Source organism: Pedobacter terrae (assembly GCF_036946585.1).
GTDB lineage: Bacteria > Bacteroidota > Bacteroidia > Sphingobacteriales > Sphingobacteriaceae > Pedobacter > Pedobacter terrae_C.
The window spans coordinates 106,617-132,490 of the sequence record NZ_JAQIIV010000016.1; the positions used below are offsets into that span (position 1 = coordinate 106,617).

24 protein-coding genes, 1 tRNA gene and 2 pseudogenes are annotated in these 25,874 nt (G+C 36.6%); 16 read left to right on the forward strand and 11 right to left on the reverse strand.

Annotation, left to right across the window (positions count from 1 at the left end; translation table 11 throughout):
* The first annotated feature begins 98 nt into the window (after positions 1-98).
* Positions 99-1,940, forward strand: a complete 1,842-nt coding sequence (locus PGN18_RS17965; protein WP_335320978.1) for a glycoside hydrolase family 35 protein — start codon at positions 99-101, stop codon at positions 1,938-1,940.
* A gap of 333 nt (positions 1,941-2,273) precedes the next feature.
* Here the strand turns inward: PGN18_RS17965 and PGN18_RS17970 are convergent, their stop codons facing one another.
* The gene (locus PGN18_RS17970; RefSeq protein WP_335320979.1) at positions 2,274-2,888 is read right to left on the reverse strand and encodes a Crp/Fnr family transcriptional regulator; all 615 of its coding nucleotides are present in this window, start codon (positions 2,886-2,888) and stop codon (positions 2,274-2,276) included.
* A gap of 409 nt (positions 2,889-3,297) precedes the next feature.
* On the opposite strand from PGN18_RS17970, the gene PGN18_RS17975 reads away from it, so the two are divergent.
* The 4 genes and pseudogenes from PGN18_RS17975 to PGN18_RS17990 all read left to right on the forward strand — a co-directional run bounded on the left by PGN18_RS17975 (position 3,298) and on the right by PGN18_RS17990 (position 4,293).
* A tRNA-Lys gene (locus tag PGN18_RS17975) sits at positions 3,298-3,370 on the forward strand.
* 230 nt (positions 3,371-3,600) lie between these two features.
* A pseudogene (locus PGN18_RS17980) lies at positions 3,601-3,777 on the forward strand (site-specific integrase); the annotation flags it as partial.
* A 53-nt stretch (positions 3,778-3,830) separates the two neighbouring features.
* Positions 3,831-4,034 carry an ORF6N domain-containing protein gene (locus PGN18_RS17985; RefSeq protein WP_335320980.1) on the forward strand — a complete coding sequence of 68 codons (204 nt, stop codon included), beginning with the start codon at positions 3,831-3,833 and terminating at the stop codon, positions 4,032-4,034.
* Between the two features lie 76 nt (positions 4,035-4,110).
* A complete protein-coding gene (locus PGN18_RS17990) occupies positions 4,111-4,293 on the forward strand; it encodes a hypothetical protein (protein ID WP_335320981.1) in 183 nt (60 codons plus the stop codon).
* A 254-nt stretch (positions 4,294-4,547) separates the two neighbouring features.
* Here PGN18_RS17990 and PGN18_RS17995 read toward each other — a convergent pair whose 3' ends face one another.
* Positions 4,548-6,374, reverse strand: coding sequence for a S41 family peptidase (locus PGN18_RS17995; RefSeq protein ID WP_335320982.1), 1,827 nt, complete (start codon positions 6,372-6,374; stop codon positions 4,548-4,550).
* Between the two features lie 360 nt (positions 6,375-6,734).
* Between PGN18_RS17995 and PGN18_RS18000 the strand changes: the two genes are divergently transcribed.
* Together PGN18_RS18000 and PGN18_RS18005 are read left to right on the forward strand one after the other, a co-directional pair.
* Positions 6,735-7,544 (forward strand): sensor histidine kinase, encoded by an 810-nt coding sequence (locus PGN18_RS18000; RefSeq protein WP_335320983.1) that lies wholly within the window; start codon positions 6,735-6,737, stop codon positions 7,542-7,544.
* Positions 7,545-8,246 (forward strand): LytR/AlgR family response regulator transcription factor, encoded by a 702-nt coding sequence (locus tag PGN18_RS18005; RefSeq protein ID WP_335320984.1) that lies wholly within the window; start codon positions 7,545-7,547, stop codon positions 8,244-8,246. It abuts the gene before it with no gap.
* Between the two features lie 317 nt (positions 8,247-8,563).
* On the opposite strand, the gene PGN18_RS18010 is transcribed toward PGN18_RS18005, so the two are convergent.
* Both PGN18_RS18010 and PGN18_RS18015 read right to left on the reverse strand, forming a co-directional pair.
* Positions 8,564-8,860, reverse strand: coding sequence for a hypothetical protein (locus tag PGN18_RS18010; protein ID WP_335320985.1), 297 nt, complete (start codon positions 8,858-8,860; stop codon positions 8,564-8,566).
* 6 nt (positions 8,861-8,866) lie between these two features.
* On the reverse strand, positions 8,867-10,165 hold the full coding sequence (locus PGN18_RS18015) for a hypothetical protein (protein WP_335320986.1): 1,299 nt from the start codon (positions 10,163-10,165) through the stop codon (positions 8,867-8,869).
* Here PGN18_RS18015 and PGN18_RS18020 point away from each other — a divergent pair.
* The 3 genes from PGN18_RS18020 to PGN18_RS18030 are packed head-to-tail and all read left to right on the forward strand — an operon-like array spanning position 10,132 to position 12,671.
* A complete protein-coding gene (locus PGN18_RS18020; RefSeq protein ID WP_335320987.1) occupies positions 10,132-11,079 on the forward strand; it encodes an AHH domain-containing protein in 948 nt (315 codons plus the stop codon). The two genes, PGN18_RS18015 and PGN18_RS18020, sit on opposite strands and share 34 nt — an antisense overlap.
* A gap of 2 nt (positions 11,080-11,081) precedes the next feature.
* Entirely contained in the window at positions 11,082-11,801 is a 720-nt protein-coding gene (locus PGN18_RS18025; protein WP_335320988.1) for an imm11 family protein, read from the forward strand.
* A gap of 3 nt (positions 11,802-11,804) precedes the next feature.
* Entirely contained in the window at positions 11,805-12,671 is an 867-nt protein-coding gene (locus PGN18_RS18030; protein ID WP_335320989.1) for a DUF1963 domain-containing protein, read from the forward strand.
* Between the two features lie 229 nt (positions 12,672-12,900).
* On the opposite strand, the gene PGN18_RS18035 is transcribed toward PGN18_RS18030, so the two are convergent.
* The 5 genes from PGN18_RS18035 to PGN18_RS18055 all read right to left on the reverse strand — a co-directional run bounded on the left by PGN18_RS18035 (position 12,901) and on the right by PGN18_RS18055 (position 17,611).
* Positions 12,901-13,122, reverse strand: a complete 222-nt coding sequence (locus PGN18_RS18035; RefSeq protein ID WP_335320990.1) for a hypothetical protein — start codon at positions 13,120-13,122, stop codon at positions 12,901-12,903.
* Between the two features lie 279 nt (positions 13,123-13,401).
* Positions 13,402-14,748: a hypothetical protein gene (locus PGN18_RS18040; RefSeq protein ID WP_335320991.1), complete on the reverse strand. Its 1,347-nt coding sequence runs from the start codon at positions 14,746-14,748 to the stop codon at positions 13,402-13,404.
* Between the two features lie 1,001 nt (positions 14,749-15,749).
* Positions 15,750-16,304, reverse strand: a complete 555-nt coding sequence (locus PGN18_RS18045) for a serine hydrolase domain-containing protein (protein ID WP_335320992.1) — start codon at positions 16,302-16,304, stop codon at positions 15,750-15,752.
* 2 nt (positions 16,305-16,306) lie between these two features.
* Complete coding sequence (locus tag PGN18_RS18050) at positions 16,307-16,849, reverse strand: serine hydrolase domain-containing protein (RefSeq protein ID WP_335320993.1); 543 nt, start codon at positions 16,847-16,849, stop codon at positions 16,307-16,309.
* A gap of 546 nt (positions 16,850-17,395) precedes the next feature.
* A complete protein-coding gene (locus tag PGN18_RS18055; protein WP_335321001.1) occupies positions 17,396-17,611 on the reverse strand; it encodes a GntT/GntP/DsdX family permease in 216 nt (71 codons plus the stop codon).
* Between PGN18_RS18055 and PGN18_RS18060 the strand changes: the two genes are divergently transcribed.
* The 3 genes from PGN18_RS18060 (at position 17,546) to PGN18_RS18070 (ending at position 18,987) form a co-directional block, all read left to right on the forward strand.
* On the forward strand, positions 17,546-17,773 hold the full coding sequence (locus PGN18_RS18060; RefSeq protein WP_335320994.1) for a hypothetical protein: 228 nt from the start codon (positions 17,546-17,548) through the stop codon (positions 17,771-17,773). The two genes, PGN18_RS18055 and PGN18_RS18060, sit on opposite strands and share 66 nt — an antisense overlap.
* Positions 17,774-17,977: 204 nt before the next feature.
* The gene (locus PGN18_RS18065) at positions 17,978-18,421 is read left to right on the forward strand and encodes a MarR family winged helix-turn-helix transcriptional regulator (RefSeq protein WP_335320995.1); all 444 of its coding nucleotides are present in this window, start codon (positions 17,978-17,980) and stop codon (positions 18,419-18,421) included.
* Positions 18,422-18,459: 38 nt separating this feature from the next.
* Positions 18,460-18,987, forward strand: a complete 528-nt coding sequence (locus PGN18_RS18070; protein WP_335320996.1) for a GNAT family N-acetyltransferase — start codon at positions 18,460-18,462, stop codon at positions 18,985-18,987.
* A 121-nt stretch (positions 18,988-19,108) separates the two neighbouring features.
* Here PGN18_RS18070 and PGN18_RS18075 read toward each other — a convergent pair whose 3' ends face one another.
* Positions 19,109-20,149, reverse strand: coding sequence for a tyrosine-type recombinase/integrase (locus PGN18_RS18075; protein ID WP_335320997.1), 1,041 nt, complete (start codon positions 20,147-20,149; stop codon positions 19,109-19,111).
* 478 nt (positions 20,150-20,627) lie between these two features.
* On the opposite strand from PGN18_RS18075, the gene PGN18_RS18080 reads away from it, so the two are divergent.
* Positions 20,628-21,035, forward strand: coding sequence for a response regulator transcription factor (locus tag PGN18_RS18080; protein ID WP_335320998.1), 408 nt, complete (start codon positions 20,628-20,630; stop codon positions 21,033-21,035).
* 473 nt (positions 21,036-21,508) lie between these two features.
* On the opposite strand, the gene PGN18_RS18085 is transcribed toward PGN18_RS18080, so the two are convergent.
* Positions 21,509-23,518 carry an LTA synthase family protein gene (locus PGN18_RS18085; protein WP_335320999.1) on the reverse strand — a complete coding sequence of 670 codons (2,010 nt, stop codon included), beginning with the start codon at positions 23,516-23,518 and terminating at the stop codon, positions 21,509-21,511.
* A gap of 349 nt (positions 23,519-23,867) precedes the next feature.
* On the opposite strand from PGN18_RS18085, the gene PGN18_RS18090 reads away from it, so the two are divergent.
* Together PGN18_RS18090 and PGN18_RS18095 are read left to right on the forward strand one after the other, a co-directional pair.
* A complete protein-coding gene (locus PGN18_RS18090) occupies positions 23,868-25,220 on the forward strand; it encodes a Gfo/Idh/MocA family protein (RefSeq protein WP_335321000.1) in 1,353 nt (450 codons plus the stop codon).
* A 108-nt stretch (positions 25,221-25,328) separates the two neighbouring features.
* A pseudogene (locus PGN18_RS18095) lies at positions 25,329-25,874 on the forward strand (phosphotransferase enzyme family protein); the annotation flags it as partial.

Here is a 25,874-nt window from a genome sequence, read left to right on the forward strand (position 1 = left end):
TTTTTGAATCCAATCACGTTTGGTTTGTGCTGCAAAGCATTTTATAAGATGATATGGGAAAACTATGCTTTTGATTTTTAAAATAATAATACTCTTTAATGAAACCTACCTTAAAACAGCTATGGATTAAAGTAATTTTAATTACTTGTTTTGCAAGCTTTGGTGCATCTGCACAAGTTAAACATACTTTCAAACTGGCAGATTCTGTTTTTCTGCTTGATGGCAAGCCTTTTCAGATCATTTCGGGAGAAATGCATTATCCCCGGATACCTAGGGAAGCCTGGCGCGATAGAATGAAAATGGCAAAAGCGATGGGTTTAAATACCATTGGTACCTATGTATTTTGGAATGTGCACGAGCCCCAGAAAGATCAGTTCGATTTTTCTGGTAATAATGACATTACCGAATTTGTGCGCATTGCAAAAGAGGAAGGTTTGTGGGTATTGCTTCGCCCTAGTCCGTATGTATGTGCTGAATGGGAATTTGGTGGTTATCCGTATTGGTTGCAGAACATTAAAGGTTTGCAGGTAAGGAGTAAAGAAACACAATATTTAAAAGAGTATAAGGAATACATTACCGAGATTGGTAAACGTTTAGCACCCTTGCAAATTAACCATGGTGGCAACATTTTAATGGTACAGGTAGAAAACGAATATGGTTCTTACGGAAACGATAAAGAGTACCTGAAAATTAATGAACAGATGTTTAGAGATGCCGGTTTTGATGGTGTACTTTCTACCTGCGATCCGGTTCCTGCATTAGAAGGAGGGCATTTGGCGGGTTTGCTTCCAGGCGTTAACGGAATCGATAATCCAACTCAGATCAGAACACTGATCAATAAATATAACAACGGCAAAGGCCCTTACTTTGTGCCAGAATGGTATCCGGCCTGGTTCGATTGGTGGGGTACAAAACACCATGAGGTAGATCCAAAAACATACGCCAATAAATTAGATACTGCACTTAAGGGTGGCATTTCCATCAACATGTATATGTTTCATGGCGGTACAACCCGGGGTTTTATGAATGGTGCAAACTACAACGATTCTACCGCTTACGAACCACAGATCAGCAGTTATGATTACGATGCGCCTTTAGATGAAGCAGGTAATGCGACACCGAAATTTATGCTTTTCCGCGAAGTGATTGAAAGGAATTTACCGGCAAATCACCTACTTCCTGCTGTACCTGCTGCTAAGCCTGCTGCGGCTTTGCCTGCCATCACACTTACCAAATCTACTGATATCTTTAGCCTGATCGCTAAGCCAAAATTAAGCGAAAGACCATTAACTTTCGAAGCCCTTAACCAGCCCTATGGTTTTGTGTTGTACAGCAGCACTTTAAAAGGTGGAGGTAAAGGCGTAATTAAAATTAACGAGCTGCGCGATTATGGATTGGTATACATCAATAAAAAACTGGTTGGCGTTTTAGACAGGAGACTTTACCAGGATAGTTTGGTTGTTAATCTCCCTGCCGGCAATGTACAACTGGATATTTTGGTTGAAAACATGGGCAGGATTAATTTTGGTCCTTACCTGCTTAAAAACAACAAAGGAATTACCAAAAATGTAACTTTTAATGGGAAGGAGATTAAATCGTGGAAAATGTACCCTTTACCATTTGATAAAATAGATACCCAAAAAATACCAGCTAAAGTAAACAGCCAATCTGTCGCCGCACTTAAATCGGGTTTTTTTAACTTAACAAAAGTTGCCGATACGTATTTAGATATGCGCCAATGGGGCAAAGGACTGGTTTGGGTTAATGGACATAATTTAGGTAAGTACTGGGCTATTGGTCCACAACAAACCATCTATTTGCCAGCAGAATGGCTTAAAAAAGGGAAAAATGAAGTGATGGTTTTCGAACTCCTTAAACCAAAGCAAAATACATTAACCAGCCTGGATCAGCCTATTTTAAATGAGTTGAAAAGTAAATAATATTAATTTCAGAATTACAAAAGCCATTACGTTAAATGATAGCGTAATGGCTTTTTTTTGTTGTGAACCTGAAGATTAATTATTTATATAAAATGGGTTTGATTAAACTTTATTTCCTTCTCGTTGAGTCGTCATTGCGAGAAGGCTTTTTCAGCCGACGAAACAATCTTTCATACCAATGATTCTTGTCCGTATAGATTGCTTCGTCGTTCCTTCTCGCAATGACGACTGTCCCAGGGGATTTCTGTCAATGGTAAGTACGAAGGAACTCCTAAATGAAAGATTCTTCACTGCGTTCAGAATGACAATTAAATTCTTTTTTAGCTCAGATAACTAAGTCCTGTTCCTGATTCTACTCAATGTTTCCAGCCTCATACCTACAAAAGAAGCGATGTATTTCAATGGAACACGGTTAATAAGGTACGGATAGGAAACCATGAACCTTTGATAGCGTTTTAAGGCTGTAGGAAGCCTGCAGATAAAAGCCCTTTCAGATGCCCCCTGGAAATAAATTTGGGTCATCTTTCTACCAATATAATTGGCTATGGGGAAATTTTCGTAAAGCATTTTCGACATCTCGTGCGGAATGGCAATCGCAAATACCTGATCTATTGTTTCAATGTATTCATCAGAGGCTTCATTCTCCCATAAATTCCTGATGGTTCCCGCCAATTCGTTTTCAGCGGCAATCCAGGTGGTAATTTTTTTGTTTCCCATTTTAAGGTAGCCATGTACTGCGCCTTTTAAAATCAGAAAAATGTAACGGTTACGTGTTAATGGAGAGGCAATATGTTTGTTTTTGGCAAAATGCACAGGAAATGTATCGCGGTTAATAATGTCTTCCATTTCCGGAGTGAGTGCATGGTATGCCCTGAAGACCGAAATAATTGGTGAGAAACCACCAAGTGTAGCCCATTTATCGTCACCGTAAATGTTTTCAATATTCATTTGAGAAAAGCGAGTTTGTATTTAGAGGTGAAAATAAGTATGAAAATAACAATATCCAGAATTTATTTACATCTAATAGGAATATTAATTGCCAACCATCACAAATTTATAAAAAGATACAGCATATATATATAGGAGAGATGGCTTCGCTTTCGAGCCGTTTTTATAGATAGATTATGGTCTTACAAAAGGTTTTTGGTTTAATAGATGATATTTTCTTTCATTAGGTTTATTAATTGATGATTAATCTCCCCATAAAATAATTTTCTATCCCCTTTTAACTAGATGATTCCTAAATGTTTAATCCCTTTTTATGATGTTAGCGTTAACTTTCTATTAAATATTTTGCATTTAGCTTTTGCAAGATTGAATTAAATTCCTAACTTCGCAGCCTCGAAAGGGACAAAATGATTCCGTAGCTCAGCTGGTAGAGCATTACACTTTTAATGTAGTGGTCCTGGGTTCGAATCCCAGCGGGATCACAGAAGATAGTATCAAAACTACGTAAAAGCTTGCAAATCAAACGATTGCAAGCTTTTTTGTTTTACCGGAAAACCCCAAAATATGCAATGAATCGCATAAAAAAAGTGAGTGATTCGGTGAGTAGTTTTACAGGTTGGTATACTCACTGAAAACGATGTAAGCTTCTGACTTACAGGAAGTTCAATCACTGAACGATTGATACGATTAGACTGCAAAGCTGGGTAACCGGATCGCCAAGCGCACTTTTGCCACTACAGTTACCCTGCTGAACGGCGTACCTATTGAAAGCGTATCAAAAATGATGGTTCATACTAATATCCGCACCACCCAACTTTATGCAAAAATGCTGGATGAAAAGGTAAGCAGTGACATGGCACCTTTAAGACAAATATTCGCCTCAATTTAATCATTTCGGTCGGCAGCTCATGTGCCGACCGCTTTTAAATACACGATAAAATAATGGAAACAAAGATCAAAATTTCTTATGAACTGGTTATGAACCAGATTTATATAATAAGAGGACATAAAGTGATGCTGGATTCCGATCTGTCTGAACTATATGGAGTGGAAACCAAACATCTAAAGCGGCAGGTAAAAAGGAATGTGGAACGTTTCCCCGAAGATTTCATGTTTGAGTTGAATACGGAGGAACGAAAATCTTAAGGAGCCAATTTGGCACCTTAAGACATGGGCCCACTCGAAATACAACGTCACGGCCTTTACCGAACAGGGCGTAGCGATGCTTTCCAGCGTATTAAACAGTACAAGGGCTATTGAGGTAAACATCCAGATCATCCGCATTTTTACCATAATGCGCCATATGCTATCCGACAATATAGAGATCAGGCTGGAAATTGAAAAGATTAAAGGGAAACTGGATAACCAGGACAAAAACACGGAGATCGTTTTCCGCTATCTATAAGAACTGCTGGAGAAACAGGAACGGTCAGGGCCGAAAAGGATACGAATTGGGTTCAAGCCCGACGAACTGTACAACCGCACTTTGAACAATTTAAAGTGCGGTTTTTTGTATGGAAAGGTGTTTTAACGTGTTTCAGCATTGTTGTATTCCTGCTTAAAGCTCAGTCTGGTAAAGGGGCAAGAGGAGATTAGTTTAGAACAGTTAATTATTTGAGTTCGCTTACTGATATAGATTTCTCCCAGCTAGGTGGTTTTTTATCTATTATTGATTATTTCGATCAATTTTTTCAATTGAACATCGGTTCCTTTTAAAATCTGTTCTTCATCTTCTGAAATATAAATATCTGGCCTTGTACCATTCCCGTCTAATGTTTTTCCATTTCTTTGAAATGATAGCATAGTAGAAAGTCTAAGCTGTATGTTTGAGTGGTTTAATTTCATCGTTTTTGAGTTTCCGCTGGAACCATCTGTAGTAACGCCAACTATCTTAACATTTGGCAACCCTTTAAAGGCACTTGTAAAAACGGTAGCAGCACTAAAACTATGCTCATTTACCAGAATATAAATCGGTTTTGTATATTGTTTATTCCCGCTTTCTAAAACCATATAATAGGGATTACTGAATATAGCTGTATCAAATTCTTTTTCTTTTACGAAACTTTTAGAAAATGCTGCTATAGATTTTCTATCTAAATTATTGAAGTTGCTAGAAAGATACTGGTAAAGAAGACGTTTGGACATAGAATTATGCATGGCGTTTCGCTCATCAGTGCGTAAAAAAGCAACATTTGCAACCCAAGGGGAATTTGATTTTTGAACAATATATGAAGCAAACTTTTGAATTAAATCTCTACTTCCACCTGGATTAAATCTTAAATCTATAATGAGTGCCTTTGTATGATGAAAAGTATTAAGCGTTGTTTCTATAAACTGTTCTAAGCCAGATACTTCGTTAAAGTTGTACATTTCTGGAAGTGATATTAAACCAATGTTCCCTTTCAATAAGGTCGGAATACTTTTAAAGTCTCCCTTTTTAATATTTGTAGATTTCAAAAGCATATATCGCTCTAGTTTCGATTGATAAAGAAACTGCTGGTTTTGTAGCTGAACATATTCAGTTCTATCTGTTTTGCCATTGGAGAAAACGATTTCGATATGCCTTGGTAGGTGTAGGTTGTTTATAAAATAAAGCTTTCCAAGTTGTTGTATTGCAGCAATACCATTGCTAAACTTTGCTTCTTCTGGTGCTTTTTTAGATTTATATACTAATGAATCAATCAATACATGAACTGGTAGACCATTGATTGATTTTATAAAATGGAAATCGGGATGATAGTAGCTATAAACACTTTTCTTTTCAACGCTTTTAAGGGCTACAGCTTTTCCATTTAATGCAGCTATTGAAAAAGGTAATTGCAGTGAATATGTTGAATATCTGTCTTTTTCAAATGCTTCGTTCTTCACGCTCGAATGCCGATCTCCAATTTCTGCCATTATTTTTGCTAATTCGTAAACTAGATAATCGACATTTATTTCATTGGGTGATTTTTCGACTGTCTCTTTAAGTGAATTTATAGCCCTTTTATAGTTGTACTTTGCTAAGTATATATAAGAGGACTGTTCTTCAAGCAGTTGTTCAAACTCCGAGATATCTTCAATCGCTTGTTGAATAGATAGTGTTTTTTGCAACTTTAAACTGGCTTTAGTATAAGTTAAAATTTTCTGTCTATTTTCCAATGTATATGTTCCGATTACATTTTCTTGTTGTGTGGCATTAGAAAGTTGAAGCTTTACATTTTCTTGAGGAGGGGAGCCCATTTCATTTAATACTTCAATTAAATCTTCCGAAAAGCGCTTTTGCCATTTATCGCCAAATTTCTGTTTGCAAAAATCTAAAAGCTCCTTGGTACTATATATATCTAGTTTTTCTAAAGTGTACCATTCATTATTAAATTGTACAATTGGCTGCTGGTTTTCCCATTTTATTGCTGTAAAAGGCGATGCTTTTTTAAGTTGCAATTTTTGACCAAAGCCAACTAATGAAATGAAGCATAAAGCAAATAGAACAAAGTAAGTTTTCATATTTTTATTGATTTTCTATCAAACTTATCTCTATTTGCACACGCTTAAAAATGCTATCGACAAACATGAGTTGACAATAGATGATCACTCCCTCTTACTCGATTTAACTAAATCTCATTTCTCTATATTTACATTTCAGATTTTTAATACTAGAGAATATGGCACAGCTTTCTAATCGTACGATAAAAAGAATTCAACTTCTTATGGGTTCTGTTTTTGTAGCCTTCCTAATTATTCAGCTCATTTATACAGCTCTTCATACCTTACCTCATCATTGGTTTTTCTTTATAACCAGTGATGCAATAGAAAATTTCTTAGGTTCGGCTATTGCGTTTAACACTATATTATTATGTTTCTAAATTGAGCAGCATTTGGCAAAGAGTAGTATTTATAACGCTCTTTGTCCTTGCGCTTGCAGGATTGGCATTATTAAAAGATTTTAGAATTCACAACTTTAATTCTTTTGATCAAACGTTTGAATATATTACCAATTTCTTGGGAAAGACATTATTATTTTATTTGTTCCTGTATGGTGTAAATAAACTAGATGTCATTAATCAATACAAAAAATTAGAGCATGAACTAAACAACGCTAAAGAGCAATTACTGCGAAACCAGATGCATCCTCATTTTTTGTTTAACGCATTTAATTCCCTGTATAGCTTGTGCCTAAAAAATAGTGCTGAAGCTGCTGAGTATGTACTAAAATTATCGAGCATGATGCGCTATTTAACAGACGAAACTCATCTTAGTAAAGTACCTTTGACAAGAGAGTTAGATTTTATCAAGGGATATATTGATATTGAAAAAATGAGATTTGGAAAAGATGTATCCATTCAGCTAGTCACAAATGGGAATATAAATGGCGATAAGTTAATTCCACCGTTCCTTTTAGTGGCACTTGTTGAAAATGCTTTTAAACATGGGTTTTACACCAATGCCAAGAATGCATATGTGACGATAAAGTTGGAATTGGAAAAAAACGAACTTTTGTTTTGTGTAGAGAACAGTGTTTTTGCAAAACAACATTTTCAAGAAAGCAGTAGAAAAGGAAAAGGGCTTAGCAACTTAAGGCAACGCTTAGAATTGTTATACCCTAAAAATTTTAGCTTTGAAATAAATAATGCAGATAACAGGTATAACGCACAACTTAAAATAACCTTAAACTAAATGAACTTATACAAAACCATAATAATTGATGATGAGCATTTGGCTATTGATGTGATTACTCATCATTTAACTAAGTTCGCCAATTTTGAGGTGGTTAAAACATTTACAGATTCGATTGAGGCCTTTAATTATTTAAAGGAGGGACATCAAATAGATATTGCTTTTACAGACATAGCCATGCCTGAAATATCTGGAATTGAATTGGTTAATCTTTCAAAAGGTAATGTGAGGTTTGTGATGACAACTTCTTATAGTGAGTATGCAGTGGCGAGTTTCGACCTTGAGGTTATTGATTACCTCTTAAAGCCTATATCTTTTCAACGTTTTGCAAAAGCCATTCATCGTTTTGAAAATCTGACTGTAAAGCATAGGGAAAAACAATTAGAACCTTCTTTTTTTATTAAAGAGGGAGATGAATTTATTAAGATTTTAGTGAAAGACATAGATTATATTGAAGGTTTAAAAGACTATGCTAAGATAGTGACTGGTAATAATTATGGTCTGGTTTTAAGAACACTGAAATCAATTGAAGTTCTATTAAACCCTTATGAATTTATGAGAATTCACAAATCATATATCGTTCCTTTAGCTAAAATTAGTCACTATAATGGGAAATGTGTATTCATCAACAATGTTGAAATTCCAGTAGGCGCTAACTATAGAGAAGCCTTAATGGTTTATTTAAATAAGAATAAACTATAATACAAACCACTTTCTTGCACATTTATTAACTTTTTTGTTCTAAACTAGTCTTCTCAAAGTGTCTCAATTCTTGAGAAGACTTAACATATATTACTTTTTAAATGAATTTGTTCCGCTCCAAATCCTCGATTATCGGCTCTATAAGCAGTAGAAAGCGTTTTATATATTCAAGGTATTCCTGCTGATCGGTAGTTTTCTGTTACTGGCCTCTCCGTATATGCCAAAAGCTGGAACAGCAACAGCCAAGAGCGGAAGCCGTTCCGCAGGCCGCAAATGCGGGACGGCCAATTTGTAGGCATTATTCAAATAAATCCTATTTATGGTTCTTGATTGATAATAGCGCTATTTAATTCGATTTTTTTGGTAAATACATAACAGAGGTTCAGCAATTCTACCAATTGATTATAGAAAAGTAACATATCTGTCAGTTCCTCGCCCTCAGGAGATTCAGCAGCTAAGTGAATCCATCCTGCGTATAGTTCCCAAAACTTAGCTCGGCTTTCGTGAATCGGATGGTTCACGAAAAAATAAGTAATTGATGATACAGCATTATCAATATCTCCATCAGATATATCAACAGGTTGATAATTTAAAGCCTTTAAAATTTCTTCCATAACATTCTATTTGTTGATGAAACTATATACCAATCTTAATTGATCTACAAAATCTTTAAAATCACCGTCATAGTGTTTCTTTAGTACTAAGAGCTGAAATTGGCTTCGCTGAAAATAACTGACCAGTTGACTATCATCAACAGAATTCAACAGCACATATTTTCTCGTGCTGTAGCTCATCATAGCAAAGCAAGCGGTATTGAAGTAATATTGTAGCGGATGTATTCTTCCCTGAAGCATTAATCGAAGTTCCAGTTTATAATAATCCCCCATGTCTTTCCATAAAAAACAGATTTCTGGTGTTTCATTATTAAAGGCGCATGGCGTCATATACGATCTTCTTGGCTTGCCTTTTACGTTACGCATTCCATATGTATAAATGTAGTGTGTGTACAACCTTCCTGAAAGTAAAGGAAGCGCCTTTTGCCAGAGCTCAAAAAGCTGATTGAAATTATTTTGGTTCTGTTTCCTTTTTTCAAAAAGCTTATAAGCGTCTTCTTTATATTCCGGGCAAGCAACCAAGGCTATTTTCTTCATGTCGAAGCAAATCTCAGGGAGGTTTTGTTGTTCGTCCGAAAGATCAATTTCAGAAAGTTGCATTTCATTAAGCACGTATGTTGTAAAGCTTCTTACCTCGGTTTTAGCCTTATTCAAAATCCCTATATACGGAATTAGAAAGGGATAATGATTTGTTCGGAACCTTTCATTGTTATTATCTGCCAAACAAAAACCCAACACCATGTGTGTTTCTCTAGGTGGCTGTTCTTGAATTGAATGAACTGCCTTCCGTAGCTCCGCTCTCTTTGTAGGTGCTACAGGGAGTTGTTTTCCAGGTTTATATAAGCCTTTATACCTCACTTTTGACGACACATGTAAATTATCCTTTGACTTATGGATCATCAGATATTTAGATACCCCTGTTTCCTGATCAAAGAATCCCGGCCAATAATTGTCTTCGAAATCATATTCAGTGCGGTAGTACATCAGTTGGTTAAGCGCAAAATAAGCGTATCGGCTCAAATAATTTTTATTGGTATCGACGCTGCAACTCACCAATAGTTCGGAGGTAGTGACCTTGATGTAAACCATTTCTTCGGGCTCTTTGTCCAGAATTATACCTATTACAAGCAGTTCATTGCTGAAAGATATCTTTCTGATTTTAATGGGAAAATAACCCCTTTTAGGTTTTCTGATCTCGGAATATTGGTTCAGTGTATTTTCTGTAAGTATTCTTGTATTCGGCGTAAAAGGCAAACGAAAGAAGTTCGTCGATGGAATATTTTTATTCAGTATGCCCCACCTCACTTTCTTTTTTTAATTGTGAGGTTGCATTTTTAAATGGTAACCCTGACGCCGTTGAAGAACTCAGAAACTATTTGGAGGCGGAGACTCCAGAAACCAAAAAAATTGGAAGGTGGGAGATTAAGTACTTATCGGGAGCTGCAGGTGGCAACGAGGATTATGTATCCAACATCCTTTATTTGGTGGAACCTAATATAATCATTGATCCAACAGTCTTACGAATTTATTTTAGTTTTCAATGTGCTATAATAAAAACTGAACATCCAGAGTATCCTGAATGGCGAGTAAAATGGAAAGCATCACAAGAGATGCTCCATTTAGTTCTGGATGGAATAGGTTTTGTTCCGGGATATGGAGAGGTTGCCGACCTAACTAATGGTGCTATATATGCAATCCAGGGAGATGGTGTTAATGCTACTTTAAGCGCTACATCTGCTATTCCATTCGTTGGCTGGTTTACAATGGGGGCAAAATATGCCAAGAAAACAATCAACCTGGCAAACGGATCGAAAACAACTCTGAAATGGGTAAGAAAAGCCGGAAATTTTGTTAATTTTGGGAGTAGTGGGCAATTGAGAACCATTCTGGGATTAGTCCCGGGAGACAAGCTGAGACAAGCTCATCACATCATCCCGTGGGGTAAACAAACGCATGAGGTTGTTCAAAGAGCAGCCAAGGCTAATGGGGCAAACCCTTTCCATATGAATAGTGCATTAAATGGCGTTGCAGTTGCTACATGGAAGAATCAACCAAACCATTACGCATATGACAATAGGGTTGTTGAGAGATTAAATGAAATACTTAGTAGTAACCCAACACCACAACAAGCAAATGAGCAAATTGGTGATTTGATCGATAACATAAGAAATGCTATCATAAATAACCCAAATTCTCATTTAAATGATCTAATTTTTTAATTATGAGCTATTACACTATTAGAGATAGTTTAGATACTAAAATAGTCGGCGTTTACCCCCAAGCGGATGAGGCCTTATATAGCTGCGATGTTTGGAGTGAACCTAAATTTATCGATAGGGTTCGATTTCAAAAAGTAGACTTTCTGCCGATAACTGCCAAAGCCATACTAAAAAAGAAATCTAAGCTAACTGATTTGATTAGTGCTGGCAATACTGGCTTTTCATTGAAAATACTTGTTAGTGGCAAATTAAAATTGATTTTAGAAAATAGTAGAGTTAACGGGTTTCAGTTTTACAGGTCACCGATAATATACAAGTCCAAAGAAATTGAAGATTACTGGGTGCTAAATTTTTATAAGATTGACATGCAATTTATAGATTTTAGTTTATCAGAAATATTCCTGACCGAAAGGACCTTTACAAAAGTTGAGAAACTTGCAATAAATAATTACACAGATTATCTTGAAAAAAAGAAAGAAGTTGAATTAAAAGGTTATCCTTATGGGATACGAGTTGAAAGGTTTAAATTGATTGAATATCCAGATCAAGATTTCTTTGCGCTGTTAGATGTTGAGGGGGGAGTGAAATATATCGTTTCAGAACGACTCAAAAAAGAAATAGAGGAGGCAGGTTGTACAGGGATTGAATTTATGCCTACAGACCTATCGTTAAATGAGTGGTTACAAGGTGGTGCTAGGGAGAGGATTTACGGAAAAGTTTAGACTATGCTAAGTATAAAGAAAATAGTTGACAAAATTGATGAATTATTTGACGGTCAGGCGAGGTTAATTCTTGATTTAATTTCGCCTGCTATTGGTATTAGGATGCAAAATCAAAGTACCCGAGAAGCATGGCCTAAATTAGTGGATGACGCTTTCATCCAATCTAAGATTGGGGGTATGCCTGATATAGGAGAAGATTTTATTTGGCCAGAAATAAATAATTTACCCTTAACTTTTTTAGGGCAGATTAACTTAACTAAAGCCTCGATGTTCAATCCTGACTTACAGCTTAGAGGTATTTTGTATTTCTTTGTTGCTAATTGCAAATCGGAAGACTATAGCGAGTTAATAAACAATATTAAAATCATCTATTTAGAGAATGTTAATCCAAAAGATTTATTAGGTTATAAAGCTTCAGAACAAGATAGCGGATACCCTGTTGAATTTTACCAGCATTATACGTTGCCCTCATACCAGGAGAAAATAATTCGTAATAATAACATCTATTCCACGGTACTAGATGAAATGGACGAACTTGAGTGGTATATCTCTGAATTAACATACGGTGAAAAGGATTTCACCAGGCATCATATGCTAGGTGATCCAAACGCTGTTCAAGGCTCGGTAAGAATGTTTTGGGGAGCTGCTGTAGTTAAGCCGGAAGATATTTACTATGAAAAAATAAATGAATATATGGATTCGGCAGAAGAAATTGGTGATGAATTTGTTCTGCTATTACAGATAGATCTATGTGATAAGCGAATTAGTCTACCAAATTATGGTGACAATTGTTTATACTTTGGTATTCATAAAGATGATTTGAAATGCAAAAACTTCAATAAGACAAAGCTTGTTATCCAAAGTACTTAAAATCATACATTCAATTATATTTACGACGCTAGTGTGTATTTCAGTAAAAGTAAAAAGCAGAGAAAATAGGGCTAAAAATGTCCAAGAATTAAATCCGTAAAAGAAATCTTAAGTTGGTTGAGAACATTAAGGTTCATGCTTCACTAATGCATCTAGGGTTATTTTTGTTATGGAACTATTGATAACTAGTAGTGGTCCAAATAAAGCATTTGGTGATTTGAAGTAAGCTTTAATGTGAAGATATTGAATCATTGGAAGGACTTTCCAGATATAATTGTAAGATAGACGTAATCATATCCTTCCAGTTGTAAATACAATCTTTGATGGGCTCGGCGTATTTCCAGGCAATGATCACCTGGTTATCATTTGGGCAAACAAATATTATTGGCGGAGAGGGCTGTACAACAGGAGTCAGTATGTCGGTTGGGACTAAAGGTACTTTCTTTGACATATTTCTATAAAGGAATTTTGTAATAAATATTATGCTGGTAGCAGCAGCTTTCACTTCAAAGGGATGATTAACAAATGGAAATCATTTCTTTTTGGTTTTTATAGATAATTGTTTTTTGCCATAAACTTTCAACCAAAACAAAATTTAATATAATAAGAGTTTTGTAGTGGCCTTTTAAGGAAAACTAATTATTATAATTCTATCTTGATGTTCCTCGATATGGATATACAAAAAAGGGATGATCTTTCGACCACCCCTTAACCAAACAAACTAAAATTATTAATTTGCAGGAACCAATGTCGGCTCAAAAGGATTATAGGGATCCCATGGCCCTAATGGTGCATCTGGATTATTTGTGGCAGTATTTATTGCAATCACAACACCGTTTGATACTTGATAATATTTGTTAGTGGATAAATCCTCTTGCAAAATATAATATCCATCAGGTAACTTCCGAGTTAGTGAAGAATCGAAATAGTAAAAATTATTGCCTGCATATATTCTAGTTGTGATAAATGGTGGTCTATAATTAGATCCAATATGGGTGTACTGATTTGTGTAATACACGAAATCTGTAGTTAGTGGTGACGGAAAATTATATGTTGGTGTTACACCACCTCCTGGCAATGTACCTCCGTCTACGCCATTAAACATATCGTCGTTCAAAACTGCCATACTCGTTTTAATAAGCCTGAGCGTACTTGCTGAAATTGCAGCTTGCAAACCTCTAGAAATTCGATCATATTGGCCACTTGAGTCTAAGGTTCCTGCCATGTATTGATTATATACTTGCCAACCCCAAGATAATAAATAAGCAACCAGATCTACTTGTACAATCGGCGTTTCAGGATCGTCAGGAGTAAATGGCGGGAGTAACAAATTACCAGTTTTATCAATAGACATCAGCTTATGTTGAGCAACTTTGGATGCAATAGGAAGTACTTGAGCGGTATTAGAATGCCAATATTGGTTTGAGCTTATTGCTATCTCCAAGGCTCCTAAAAAAGCTTCACCTTCATTTATATCCCAAATTATGTTAATGTATTTATTCTTAAGTTGGTTCAGTTTGTTTGAAAAATAAGGTCCGGCGACAGATTGATTCATGTTCAGCGAATATCCGTCCATAAAGATATCCTGAATTTCCTTGATCATTCCTGCCTCTCTTATGCTTAAGATATTGTTTTGTCTCAAGCTTAAAACTGTGGAATCAACTTTTGAATCTATCTGTTGTGAGGTTTGAGCATATACAATAGAGATGACCTTAGGAACAACTTCAGTGATTATACCCCGGCCAGATCCACTAAATTCTGGTTGGGCAAGGACATAATCGTAAATTGCATTGTTCAAATTTTTGACATCAGCGGATTGATAATACGAAAGTGTAGGCGTCGGATTACTTGGTGTTGTAGGAAACAAAGATTGTTGAAGATTAGGTCTAAAACTGTTTCCTTTAACCTTAAGTGCTACAGTCACACCGTCATTGTGCATTCGCCCTACAACACTTGTAAGTCTTTTTAGATTTCTGTTGTACCGGGCCAGATCGGGGCCTGATGTTTTGTCCATTTCCTTTTTGCAGGAAATAATGGTCATGGCAATGCCAAGCATCATCAATAGATGTTTTTTCATAATAAAGTGTGAGGTTTAATACTTAATAATACAATATATAGTTAATTAATATTTGTTTACTGTAGTATTTTCGTTACTGGTGAATTTTTCACTGCAGGTCATTTCTAATCATTACAAGTAGGGGTATTTATTTTAGCAGGCCGAGTCTTAGTTGGTATTTCGATAAAAATGGCCGCCCGTTCCGCATTTAAACTGTTACCCCATTTCAATTTAAAATGATTACGTATTCAGGGGCAAACTGGCCGTTCTAATCTTTCGATCAGCATTTTTCGCGACTGGCTTTCTGGAATAATTTTCAATTTCTGCACAAACAAAGACTCCTGGGGATAATCTGCAATTCGGGATGGACTATGGTCACTCCAACTTTAACAACCCTGAGCGACGAACGAATTCTGTTCAAGACTGCAATAGTTAAAAATTATTTTACTTCAATGTCGGCTACTTAAAAATAAATAACCTTGAGGTCTTTTAGAAATAAGTAATCATTATCATATAATTACTCTGTAAGAAAATTCATTGTTTTTATAAGAAAGGAACAAGACCTTAGTAATTTTGAACATTTTTACTTAATACAAAAATGCATTTCATTAAATGTGAAAAGCATAAAAAATAATAAGTCATTAAATATCAAATAAATAACTTACATTTGGTTAACAAGAAATTGTTCTTTAAAGTTGGTCAAATCGCATCGAAATAACTGGTGCCCAATTTGGTGCCCAGTCAGAAATGACGATTAACTATTATTTATAACTTGCTCATTTAGTGCCGCTTGGATTATTAAGTTATTATCCCAGCGGGATCACAAAAAGCTTCACAGAAATGTGAGGCTTTTTTATTTTATCCCCACTGGGGTTCGCACAGAAGGGCAGTCCGGGTTTGATTCTGGAAGGATCAGGCCATGCGTTCGGGCCTAAAGCGATTGAGCCAATCCCAGCGGAATCGGTATCTGAAATTTAAATAAATCAAGGATACGGGTGTTCTCATAAGAAGCTTACTTCTCCTTAATTATACGATATTGCCTTTACTTTTTGCAAAAATGAATTTATTTTGGCATCTGAATGATTTTGTAGGATGATGATCGTTTTGTCATTGTCTAAATGCCTTTCTATATAAGTGGAATACCCTGGCGAGCCATCAGAATGATACACAATTTTCCCATATTTTTTCGAATTTCCTACGAACCACCCAAATCCATAATTGGTTTCCTTTCCATCGTTGGTTTTTGTAGAATTAAATATGAGCTCTTTATCTTTTGAATCTATCAATTTATCGCCATAAAGTGCTCTATCCCATTTTAATAGATCCCCTGTTGTAGAATTCACTGTTCCGTCACCCGCAATTCCATCCAAATAATAGGTGTAAAATTCTTTTCCAAAACTATCGGGAAGCACTTGGTGGCCTAAACTATCTGTAACATACCCAAGCGCATAATTCTTTATTTCTTTTGGTTCAAATCTGCTCCTGTAGACAAACGTATTTTTCATTTTTAATGGTTGAAAAATATTTTCACTCAAAAATTTTCCAAATGTATTACCTGATGTTCTTTCTATTATCAAAGCTAATAAAGTGTACCCTGTATCGCTGTACAGGTATTTTTCGCCTGGTTGAAAAATAACTTTCGGTCTGTATTTAGCGAATACATTAACAATATCCTGATTGGTGGCAATTTTTTTTTATCCCATTTTTCTTCAAAAATCTCCATATAATCAGGAAGCCCGCCAGTGTGGTTAAGTAAATTTCTTATGCTGATATTTCCGTAGAAACTTAATTCAGGGATATATTTTGAGATTTTGTCGTCATAGTTAAGTTTACCGCGTTTTGCTAACAAAACAATTCCTATGGCAGTAAATTGTTTGGAAACAGATGCCAACTCAAATATGGTTCGGTTGTTAATTTTTTGCCCGGTTTTCTCATTAGCAAAGCCGTAACTTTTTTCGAATAAGATTTTCCCTTTATCTGCAATCAGCACATTTCCATGGAACATTTTCTCCTTAAAAAGAGCATTAAATAAGCTGTCAAGCTGCTTACATTGCACTGATTGACCGAAAGTGAGATTAGATAACAGCAGCCCAATTGCGATCAGTAAAAATATTCTTCTCATAGCGTATTCTTCAAAATTGCCTGCATCTGACAGTTATTGCCGAATGGCAGGATTTGATGCCTTTTAGTTTAGTAAATATACAAATTTTGATACAAGCACATTTTCATCAAATGCCATCCTGATGGAGTAATTTATTTTATAATAATGGATTAAAAATAATGTCAACGGTAGCCTGTCGAAGGAGCTGTTGAAATACCTCTAAGGCCATTTCAATACTATTACATCTGTTAAATGTAATCCAACTAATAAGAGATAATTTTAAAGAAGATCTTTTATTGAGCTTTGCTGATTTCATAGAATTTAAATTAATAACTCAGCCGAAGGAGAATATGAAAGAATGGGGAAAAAAAGTTGAAAAATACTACCTAATAAGTTAACGTAGAAACGCAAAATATATAAAAACGGATGATCAATTTGTATTCTGTTAAATACGGAGGATGGTGAATGTCTAAATTTTGTAATCCCTCAGATTTTTTGATTTATAACACACTCTGCTTTGAGTGCTATTCTGTCAAAATTATATAGAACCCCTGCAATCCCACAATTTCACTTCACCTGATCCAATATCAATATTCCAATAATTCCGATAACGGAAACCAGCGTTTCCATCAGCGACCAGGATAAAAATGTTTGTTTAATGGATAATCCTAAATACGCTTTGAAGAGCCAAAAAGAGGAATCGTTATCGGCCGTAAATTGTTTAATGATCAGGCTTCGCTGCGGATCGGAATCAGTGATATTTTTAAAACCCAGCGTCAGTATACGAGCGTAAACTTCGGTAGTTTACAATATACTGATTTCGGTACCTTTGAGAGCAGACGTGTTTCCCTGAATTTCAGCTGGAGGTTTGGCAATACAAAAGTTAGGCAAACTGAAGAACGGCGACATGGAGATGCTGATGAAAAGGGAAGGAGCGGAGGTTAATTTATAGGAAATTGGTTCAGATAAAAGCTGCTTACTGTTCGGATTTAATACAATGCTTGACAACACGTCTCTTTTAATAAAGAAAAATATCAGCCCGCCAAGTTTCATTTATAACATTATTTGTCTAATAAAAATGCAAATGGTTGACTTAGTCAACTATTTGAACTAATTTAGCTTTTGTTATTTATAACACGTTTTTTAGAAATGGAGAAATCGATAATAAGCCAAATGCGTACATTTAACCGTTATTATACCAATCTGATAGGACTATTGGATAGGGGATATCTTGAATCGCAGCATTCCTTAACAGAAGCAAGAATATTATTCGAGTTATCTCTTGGTAAAATAAATGCATCTGAAATTATGGATAGGATACGCATTGATAAGAGTTATTTGAGCCGGGTATTGAAGAAATTCGAGAAAGATAAATTGATCATTAAATCGAAATCAGGAAAAGACGCCAGGGCAAGCCAGATAGGTTTAACTGAGAAAGGGAAGGTGGAATTAAAGGCCTTAAACACATTAGCTGATAAGCAACTGGAAGAATTGCTAAAAGATTTATCGGCTACAGAGATTAAACAACTTGTCCTGAACATGAAATCGATTATGGATATTCTGGATCAAAAATCTGCAAGCCGAAACAGGTGAGTATGCCAGAATTATAAATTAAAAGATGATTAGAACAGATGATGATACGACCAGCTACATTTCGAGACATTCCTCAACTGAAAAAACTGTTAAATGATTCCGTTCGGGGTTTGAGTAAAAATTATTACACCACAGGCCAGATTGATAGTGCCCTAAAATATATTTTTGGAATAGATACTCAATTGATCGATGATGGCACCTATTACGTTGTCGAAATAGATGGAAACATTGCCGGCTGTGGAGGATGGAGCAGGCGAAAAACCTTATATGGAGGTGATCAACATAAGGAATTGCATGATACTTTGCTCGAACCAATGGCTGAACCGGCAAGAATCAGGGCATTTTTTGTTCATCCCGATTATGCGAGGAGAGGAATTGGCCGTCAAATCATGGATTTTTGCGAGTGCGAAGCCAAAAAAAATGGATTTTCAAGCCTGGCACTTGGTGCTACACTGCCTGGCGTTCCACTTTACAAGGCCATGGGTTTTATGGAAATGGAGCATATTGTTGAACCCCTATTGGATGGCGAAAAATTGGAACTGATAAGAATGATTAAAGATATCTGATTTGCAGTCAAAAATTGTTTCTGACGGTGCTATAAAATTCAAGATTTCGATTATCTGGTAATGCCATAAATGCCCTATCTATCGCAAAAATATACTCACCAATGTATCGTTTGTTCTTCCTTTAAGACTGAAATTTATTTTTGTAAGCTTTTTCAAAATACAGGCGAAGGGAAGATATACGTTCGGTATCAATGTGATTGATGTAGCGGTGAAACATTTGTTCAGAACTGTGCCCGGTAGCCTCCATCAACAATGAAGTGGGTATCTTACCATAAAAATTGGAGGCAAAACTCCGCCGTCCGATGTGGCTGGTAACGGCTTGCCATTTAGGGATTACGCTGGTAATAACCCGGAAGCCCGTTCTTTTACCGATACTCACCGGTGTATCGAAACCTGCCTGGCGAACGATCTCTTTAATCTGCTGGTTATATTTTTTATGTGAAATCTTTTCGGGAAAGTTACCCTCATTGTGCAGCTTGATGACCTGTACTGCTGGATGAAGGGGAAGCGTGACATTACGCAGCGTCTTTTTTTGAATAAAAGAGATGCATTCCATGCCCTCTACATCCTGTATCTTGGAAGTACTAAACTCCATGAAATCCGAGACCCTTTGTCCGGTATAGCAACTGATAACCAGCCAGTCCCTCGCTGCGTGTAAATTCATTGGCAGGTCCATACGCTTGATCTTTACGAGTTCATCTTCTGTTAAGGTGATAAAAGGCTTTTGTTTTCGTTCCTTCGGTAGTTCCAGCTCATATGCGAAAGTGCGTATACCTCGTTTTTCAAGATGGTTAAGTACGGTTTTTATAAAATTTACGGTGCGGTAGGTTGTACTGGTGGCAAAGGTTTCGCTGTTGCAGTAGTCGAGAAATTCTTTAACGAAAGATGCGTTTACCTCACTGATCATCAGGTGGCGCATGCGGTGCCCTTCAAAGCGCTCTAATAGGTTGTAAAAAACCAGGTATCGCCTGTGCGTAGATTTGCAGATCAGGTGTGACCTGGAATTGATATAGTTTCCCATATGCCACAACAGGCCGTTTTCAGGGCATTTGATATTTCCCCTGGTGGAAGCTTCACGGATACATCTTGAAAGCGTTCTGAGCGAGATTTTATCGAAATTCCAGGATAAAGAATCCAGGTAAGCAGCTATTTTAATACGCAACCGGTTTAGGCGCAGATTAAGCTTTTTACAGTTTTTTAGATAAATGTTATGGGGCCGCTAATGCTCTTGGTCCCACAACACTTTAGCAATGCGAAGTGGAGTCTGTAACCGGTGGCACTGTCCGGTAGAATTGTGGAGCTCTAAAAGGACCACACTTGAGATGGGTTTATCCAGTAAATTAAAGGAGATTGTGATCATGGAAAAGGTATGTTGCTAATTTTCAGGTAAATTAGTAAGAAAATTGGTCTTTTCCAGACCACTGTCTGATGAGCAAATATAAAAAAATGTTTGACTAATCAAAAGCTAAAATGCTCTGCTTTAAAGAAATCCGATAATTCTTTTTCCATATTTTAATCTCAATAAAAGTATTCCCAATAGTACTCGTTTCATTTGAAATGGCTGTTTACCAATTGTAACAATATCAACATAAGTCTGGAAAAGACTAAGGTTGGATGCTAAAAAAAATGCAACAAGAACAATGGATAAATTAGCACACACCAGGTTCGCCCTGGCGGATGATTCCGAGATACAACATTTGTTCATCAAAGCCTTTGCGGAAAAAGCCGGTGGGTTTCATCTGGTATTTTCAGCGTTTAATGGCGCAGATTTATTGAATGGACTTGGCCAACTGGATCGGCTGCCTCAGTTATGCATTCTCGATCTTCATATGCCCGTTATGGATGGCATTGAATCTGCCAGACGGCTTCGGGAATGTTACCCCTCAATCATTTTGTTAGGATACACCGCAAGTGAAAATCAGGAAGAAATTGGACGTATGATCGAAAATGGTGTGCTGAAGGTCTATGCTAAAAAGGATGTTGGGAAGATGTTCGTGGACTTTCGCTATCGGTTAGGGCATATGAACACCTACGCAACTAAAATATAGCTTAAAAAATGGTCGGAATGATTTGGATTCAAATCCCCTAATCAGGGTTACAATAGATCCTTTAGAATCTTTTCATAACAAAAAGAGCATGGATATAAAAAAAATAATCGTTTGGGGAGGCGTTCTGTTAAGTGCAATTGTCTGGTTCCGCTTTCTGATTTATTTAATCATAAAATATATATTCTAAATCATATGCATATCGAAAGTAAAAACCTCAAATGTCCCAGGTGTAAAAAAATTGGCGAGTGTGAAAGGATACATAGGCCAACCATCGTAAAGTTATTTCTTCCATTTATCAAGGCGCGTTATATATGTCTGCAATGTCTTCGAAAATTCAGTGTTCTGAAGAATGGAAGATAATGGTTAATATATTGATCATCTAATTTAAATGCATGTAATTGTGATATTCTTTTGATAAAGATCCGAATTTCAAATTAGCAATCCAATATTTAGGTTCCTGATCTAAAAAATGATTAAGGTTTCTTGCTAGACTCAAAACCATACAAGCCATTTTGGTAAAGGTACGATGCCATTTGATAATTGGATATCGCCTCATCAATCAATTTCTGGTTTGCGGGCAGGGCTACAGCGCCTCCAGTAGTAAAATCAGGCTGGTAAGTAGCTACTTTTTTATGCGGATTTAAAATAACCAAAGTTTTATTTTTGATATATCCCAAACTTTGGTAAGTGCTAATGAACGCCCTTTCTTCACTATCCTTCATTTTAAACACATCCTGGCCAAAAAACTTACTTTTGTAACTGAAATTCAGATAACCTAAAATCGTAGGGCCAATATCAATCTGCGCCGTAAGTTTTTCGAATTTTCCAGGCATGATGTGTCCCGGACTGTAAAAAATCATTGGAATGCGATATTTGTCAACCGGTAATTCTACTTTGCCCGCGCTTGATGCGCAATGATCGGCAACAATGATAAATAAGGTATTCGAAAACCAGGGTTTGTGTTTCGCTTCGCGTATAAACTTACCAATGGCATAATCGGTATATTTAACCGCACCTTCTCTGCCGGTGTGCGAGGGAATATCAATCCTGCCTTCAGGATAAGTATAAGGGCGGTGGTTCGAAACCGTCATAATCTGTGCGAAAAAAGGTTTTCTGTTTTGATAATCCTTATCCAGTTCGCGTAACGAGAGCGTAAATAAATCTTCATCGGCCACACCCCAGATATTCGAGTAATGGATTTCCGAATCCTGAAGCGCACTTCTATCCGTTACCTGATAGCCGTTATTGGAGAAAAACTCGTTCATGTTATCAAAATATCCATAACCGCCATAAATAAACCTGCTGTTGTAGCCTTTTGAACGAAATATATTACCTAAGGTAAACAGGTTTTTATTATCAGGTCGTTTGACTATGGACTGGCCCGGGGTAGGTGGGATACAAAGTGAAAGTGCCTCTAAACCACGTACCGTACGCGTGCCTGACGCATAAAGATTACTGAAAAGCAAACCTCCCTTGGCAAGCGAATCTAGCTGTGGCGTAATATGCTGTGTATTGCCAAATGCGCTCAAAAATTCAGCACTTAAACTCTCTACACTGATCAATACCACGTTCATCTTATTTTCGGTACCCAAGCTGTTGATGGTTCTTGACGTATTTGTATATATCCTTTTTCCAGTTGAATCTTGCTGAAGTAAATTGTGCAAAATACTTTCTGCTCTTTTGATCGGTAGTGTTTTATAGAAAGTATTATAATCTAACTGATTATTCCAAAAAGCAAATCCAAAATCATACATCCCGTTGCCCGAAAGTTCATTTACATATTGATTTTTGCTCAGGTATTTTAATTTATGGCTTACACCAAAATAGGTTAGTACAGGCACGCACAATAGCATGAGGGCAGTTTTACTGCGTTTACCAAAGCTTGTTGCTTTGGTGGTAGAAGTGGTGATCGGCCTTCTTAACCAATAAACAATTAACGATGTCGCGATAACCAAGCCTACCATAATGCTGTTTATTGGGTATGATTGGCGGATATTTCCAATAACTTCTGTGGTATAAACCAGGTAATCGACCGCTATAAAGTTGTAACGTACCGAAAATTCCTCCCAAAAGAACCATTCTGAAATAGCATTAAAAATAAGCGTAAAAACAACGAAGAAGAAATAGACGAACAACAGTATCTTGTTGGTTTTGCTGGCATACCATTTAGGAGGCAGCACCCAGAGGTAAATTACAAGTGGGATGATGGCAAATGATGTCGCTGCAAGGTCGTAAAATAAGCCAATGAACAGAATTTTAAAGAGGTTAAGTACAGACCAATCAACAGCAGATGCGCTATAAATTAGTAAAGCTACCCGCGTAATTAATGAAATGCCGCACAATAATATGGTTACCAAAAGGACTGGCCCAAATCTGTGCTGTAAAAGCTTATTTGTTTTTTCTTTAATGCTCATAATTAACGATGGATCCCAAAACAGGAATTTGCCCGCAATGATTAAATAATCGGCGAAGGTAGTATCCAATTCTGAAGAAATCCTGAAGGTTTGGTTAGACTTAAAGATATTATTAAAGTAATTGATTTAATAATTGTTAAAGTTTATTTTATCCCATGGGATGTAATTAACTGAATATCCTCGGTTACTAACCATGCATGATATATGTTTAGCTACATAAAATTTGGGCTGACTCAGATAAACTGCTTTTATGAAATTTAGTCAACCGTTTGCGCTGTTATTGACCTTGTAATACTCAGGAGCATGTGCTACTTTTAAAAATAAAAATTAACATAACCCAAAAAAGCATCACTATTTACCCTTCTGCTCAGCATTAAGCAGTTCAATCAAAACCTAAATCATCAATAAAAAAACATCAATGGAACGTAGAGAATTTATCAAAAATGGCGCATTTACGGCTGTGGGTTTAACCATCCTGCCAACCGGAAGTTTATTTGCATCGTCTGACGCTGGAAAAGTTAGATTAGGTTATATCGGGGTAGGTGCCCGTGGCATGAGCCATATTTCAGAAGGTACCTTAAGAGATGATGTAGAAATTGTGGCTATTTGCGATACCCAGGAAAGTTCACTTAAAATCTGTCGGAATTTTATAGCTAAAAAGGGCAGGCCTGCAGCAACAGAATACACCGGTAGTTTAGACGCTTATAAAAAACTTTTAGACCGTAAAGATATTGATGCCGTCATTATTGCAACACCCTGGCAGTTTCACCGCGACCAGGCGGTTGATGCCATGAAAGCAGGAAAATATGTGGGCTGCGAAGTAATTGCTGGTTTAACTGTGGAAGATCATTGGGATATTGTAAACACTTCTGAAAAAACAGGTATGCCATACATGACTTTAGAGAATGTTTGCTACCGCAGGGATGTGATGGCGGCTTTAAATATGGTTAGACAGGGGCTTTTTGGCGAATTGTTACACCTTGAAGGTGGTTACCAACATAACTTAAGAAATGTACTGTTTAATAATGGTAAAGATTATTATGGCGGTGGGGTTGAGTTTGGCCCCAAAGCTTTGAGTGAAGCGCAATGGCGCACCCAGTTTAACATCGATCAGGATGGCGATTTATATCCAACCCACGGGGCAGGCCCAATCATGCAATATGCCAATATCAATAGGGGGAATCGTTTTACCAGCCTGGTATCATTCAGTTCAAAAGCCAAAGGTTTGGCTGCTTATGTAGAAGAAATGTCGCCTGGGCATCCCAATGCCAAAATCAATTATAAAAACGGCGATGTTACAACCACGATGATAAACTGTGCAAATGGCGAAACTGTTTTGTTGAGTCATGATACACACTTGCCACGTCCGTATTCACTCGGTTTTAGGGTGCAGGGCACAAAAGGGATTTGGATGGATGTAAATAAATCAGTTTATATCGATCACAAATCGAAGAAAGATGATGTATGGGATCCCGCTCAGGAATGGTTTGCCAAATATGATCACCCGCTTTGGAAAAAATACGAAACTGAAGCAGTAGGGGCAGGTCACGGTGGCATGGATTGGTTTGTATTTAATGCATTTATCCAGGCTGTAAAACAGAAAAGACAAACACCGATTGATGTATACGATTCTGTTACGATGAGTGTGATTAGCCCACTTTCTACAAAATCATTAAAAGAAGGTAACATGCCACAAAAATTCCCTGATTTTACCAAAGGAAAATGGAAAGAGCGTAAAAATACTTTTGCTCTAGACGATAGCGGTTTTTAATAACGGTTGTGCGTATGGGTTGTAATTTGCAGCATATTTTAACAATCAATCCGTTTAGAATAGCTTGCATTGGTCTTGCTAAAACATTTATCATTCAAATATTCTTTTATGCTTCAGGCAGTTTTAGGCGCTTATGGCCTTCATGCAGAAAAATGTAAAATTGAACCTTTCGGTTCGGGTTTAATTAACCATACCTGGAAAGTTTACCATGAAAGTTCAGTCTATATTTTGCAAGAGGTAAATACATTGGTTTTTCGTCAGCCTCAATATATCGCTCAAAATATCAGGGCGATAAAAGAGTATCTGAATGAAACAGCTCCAGGTTATTTATTTGTTGCTCCAATAAACACTTTAAACGGTGATGATTTTGTAGCGGTGTATGATCATTTTTACCGGATTTTTCCATTTATAGCGCATTCTTGTACAATTGATTTTGTACAGCGACCAGAACATGCTTATCAGGCCGCCAAACAGTTCGGCCAATTCAGCAGGATGCTCTGTGCTTTCGATGTTCAAAAATTGAAAGCCACTATTGAAGATTTTCATAACCTGCCGTTACGGGTGGGACAGTTTAAAAAAGCAGTAGCAAAAGCCTGCGACAAAAGAATTAGCGATGCCAGGTTTGCGATAAAAGAAATCATCAGGCATGATGAT

Coding starts and splice junctions, on each gene's coding strand:
- PGN18_RS17965 (WP_335320978.1), top strand. CDS start 99: ATGAAACCTACCTTAAAACAGCTATGGATTAAAGTAATTTTAATTACT.
- PGN18_RS17970 (WP_335320979.1), bottom strand. CDS start 2,888: ATGAATATTGAAAACATTTACGGTGACGATAAATGGGCTACACTTGGT.
- PGN18_RS17985 (WP_335320980.1), top strand. CDS start 3,831: ATGGAAACAAAGATCAAAATTTCTTATGAACTGGTTATGAACCAGATT.
- PGN18_RS17990 (WP_335320981.1), top strand. CDS start 4,111: ATGCTTTCCAGCGTATTAAACAGTACAAGGGCTATTGAGGTAAACATC.
- PGN18_RS17995 (WP_335320982.1), bottom strand. CDS start 6,374: ATGAAAACTTACTTTGTTCTATTTGCTTTATGCTTCATTTCATTAGTT.
- PGN18_RS18005 (WP_335320984.1), top strand. CDS start 7,545: ATGAACTTATACAAAACCATAATAATTGATGATGAGCATTTGGCTATT.
- PGN18_RS18010 (WP_335320985.1), bottom strand. CDS start 8,860: ATGGAAGAAATTTTAAAGGCTTTAAATTATCAACCTGTTGATATATCT.
- PGN18_RS18020 (WP_335320987.1), top strand. CDS start 10,132: ATGGAATATTTTTATTCAGTATGCCCCACCTCACTTTCTTTTTTTAAT.
- PGN18_RS18025 (WP_335320988.1), top strand. CDS start 11,082: ATGAGCTATTACACTATTAGAGATAGTTTAGATACTAAAATAGTCGGC.
- PGN18_RS18030 (WP_335320989.1), top strand. CDS start 11,805: ATGCTAAGTATAAAGAAAATAGTTGACAAAATTGATGAATTATTTGAC.
- PGN18_RS18035 (WP_335320990.1), bottom strand. CDS start 13,122: ATGTCAAAGAAAGTACCTTTAGTCCCAACCGACATACTGACTCCTGTT.
- PGN18_RS18040 (WP_335320991.1), bottom strand. CDS start 14,748: ATGAAAAAACATCTATTGATGATGCTTGGCATTGCCATGACCATTATT.
- PGN18_RS18050 (WP_335320993.1), bottom strand. CDS start 16,849: ATGAGAAGAATATTTTTACTGATCGCAATTGGGCTGCTGTTATCTAAT.
- PGN18_RS18065 (WP_335320995.1), top strand. CDS start 17,978: ATGGAGAAATCGATAATAAGCCAAATGCGTACATTTAACCGTTATTAT.
- PGN18_RS18070 (WP_335320996.1), top strand. CDS start 18,460: ATGATGATACGACCAGCTACATTTCGAGACATTCCTCAACTGAAAAAA.
- PGN18_RS18080 (WP_335320998.1), top strand. CDS start 20,628: ATGGATAAATTAGCACACACCAGGTTCGCCCTGGCGGATGATTCCGAG.
- PGN18_RS18090 (WP_335321000.1), top strand. CDS start 23,868: ATGGAACGTAGAGAATTTATCAAAAATGGCGCATTTACGGCTGTGGGT.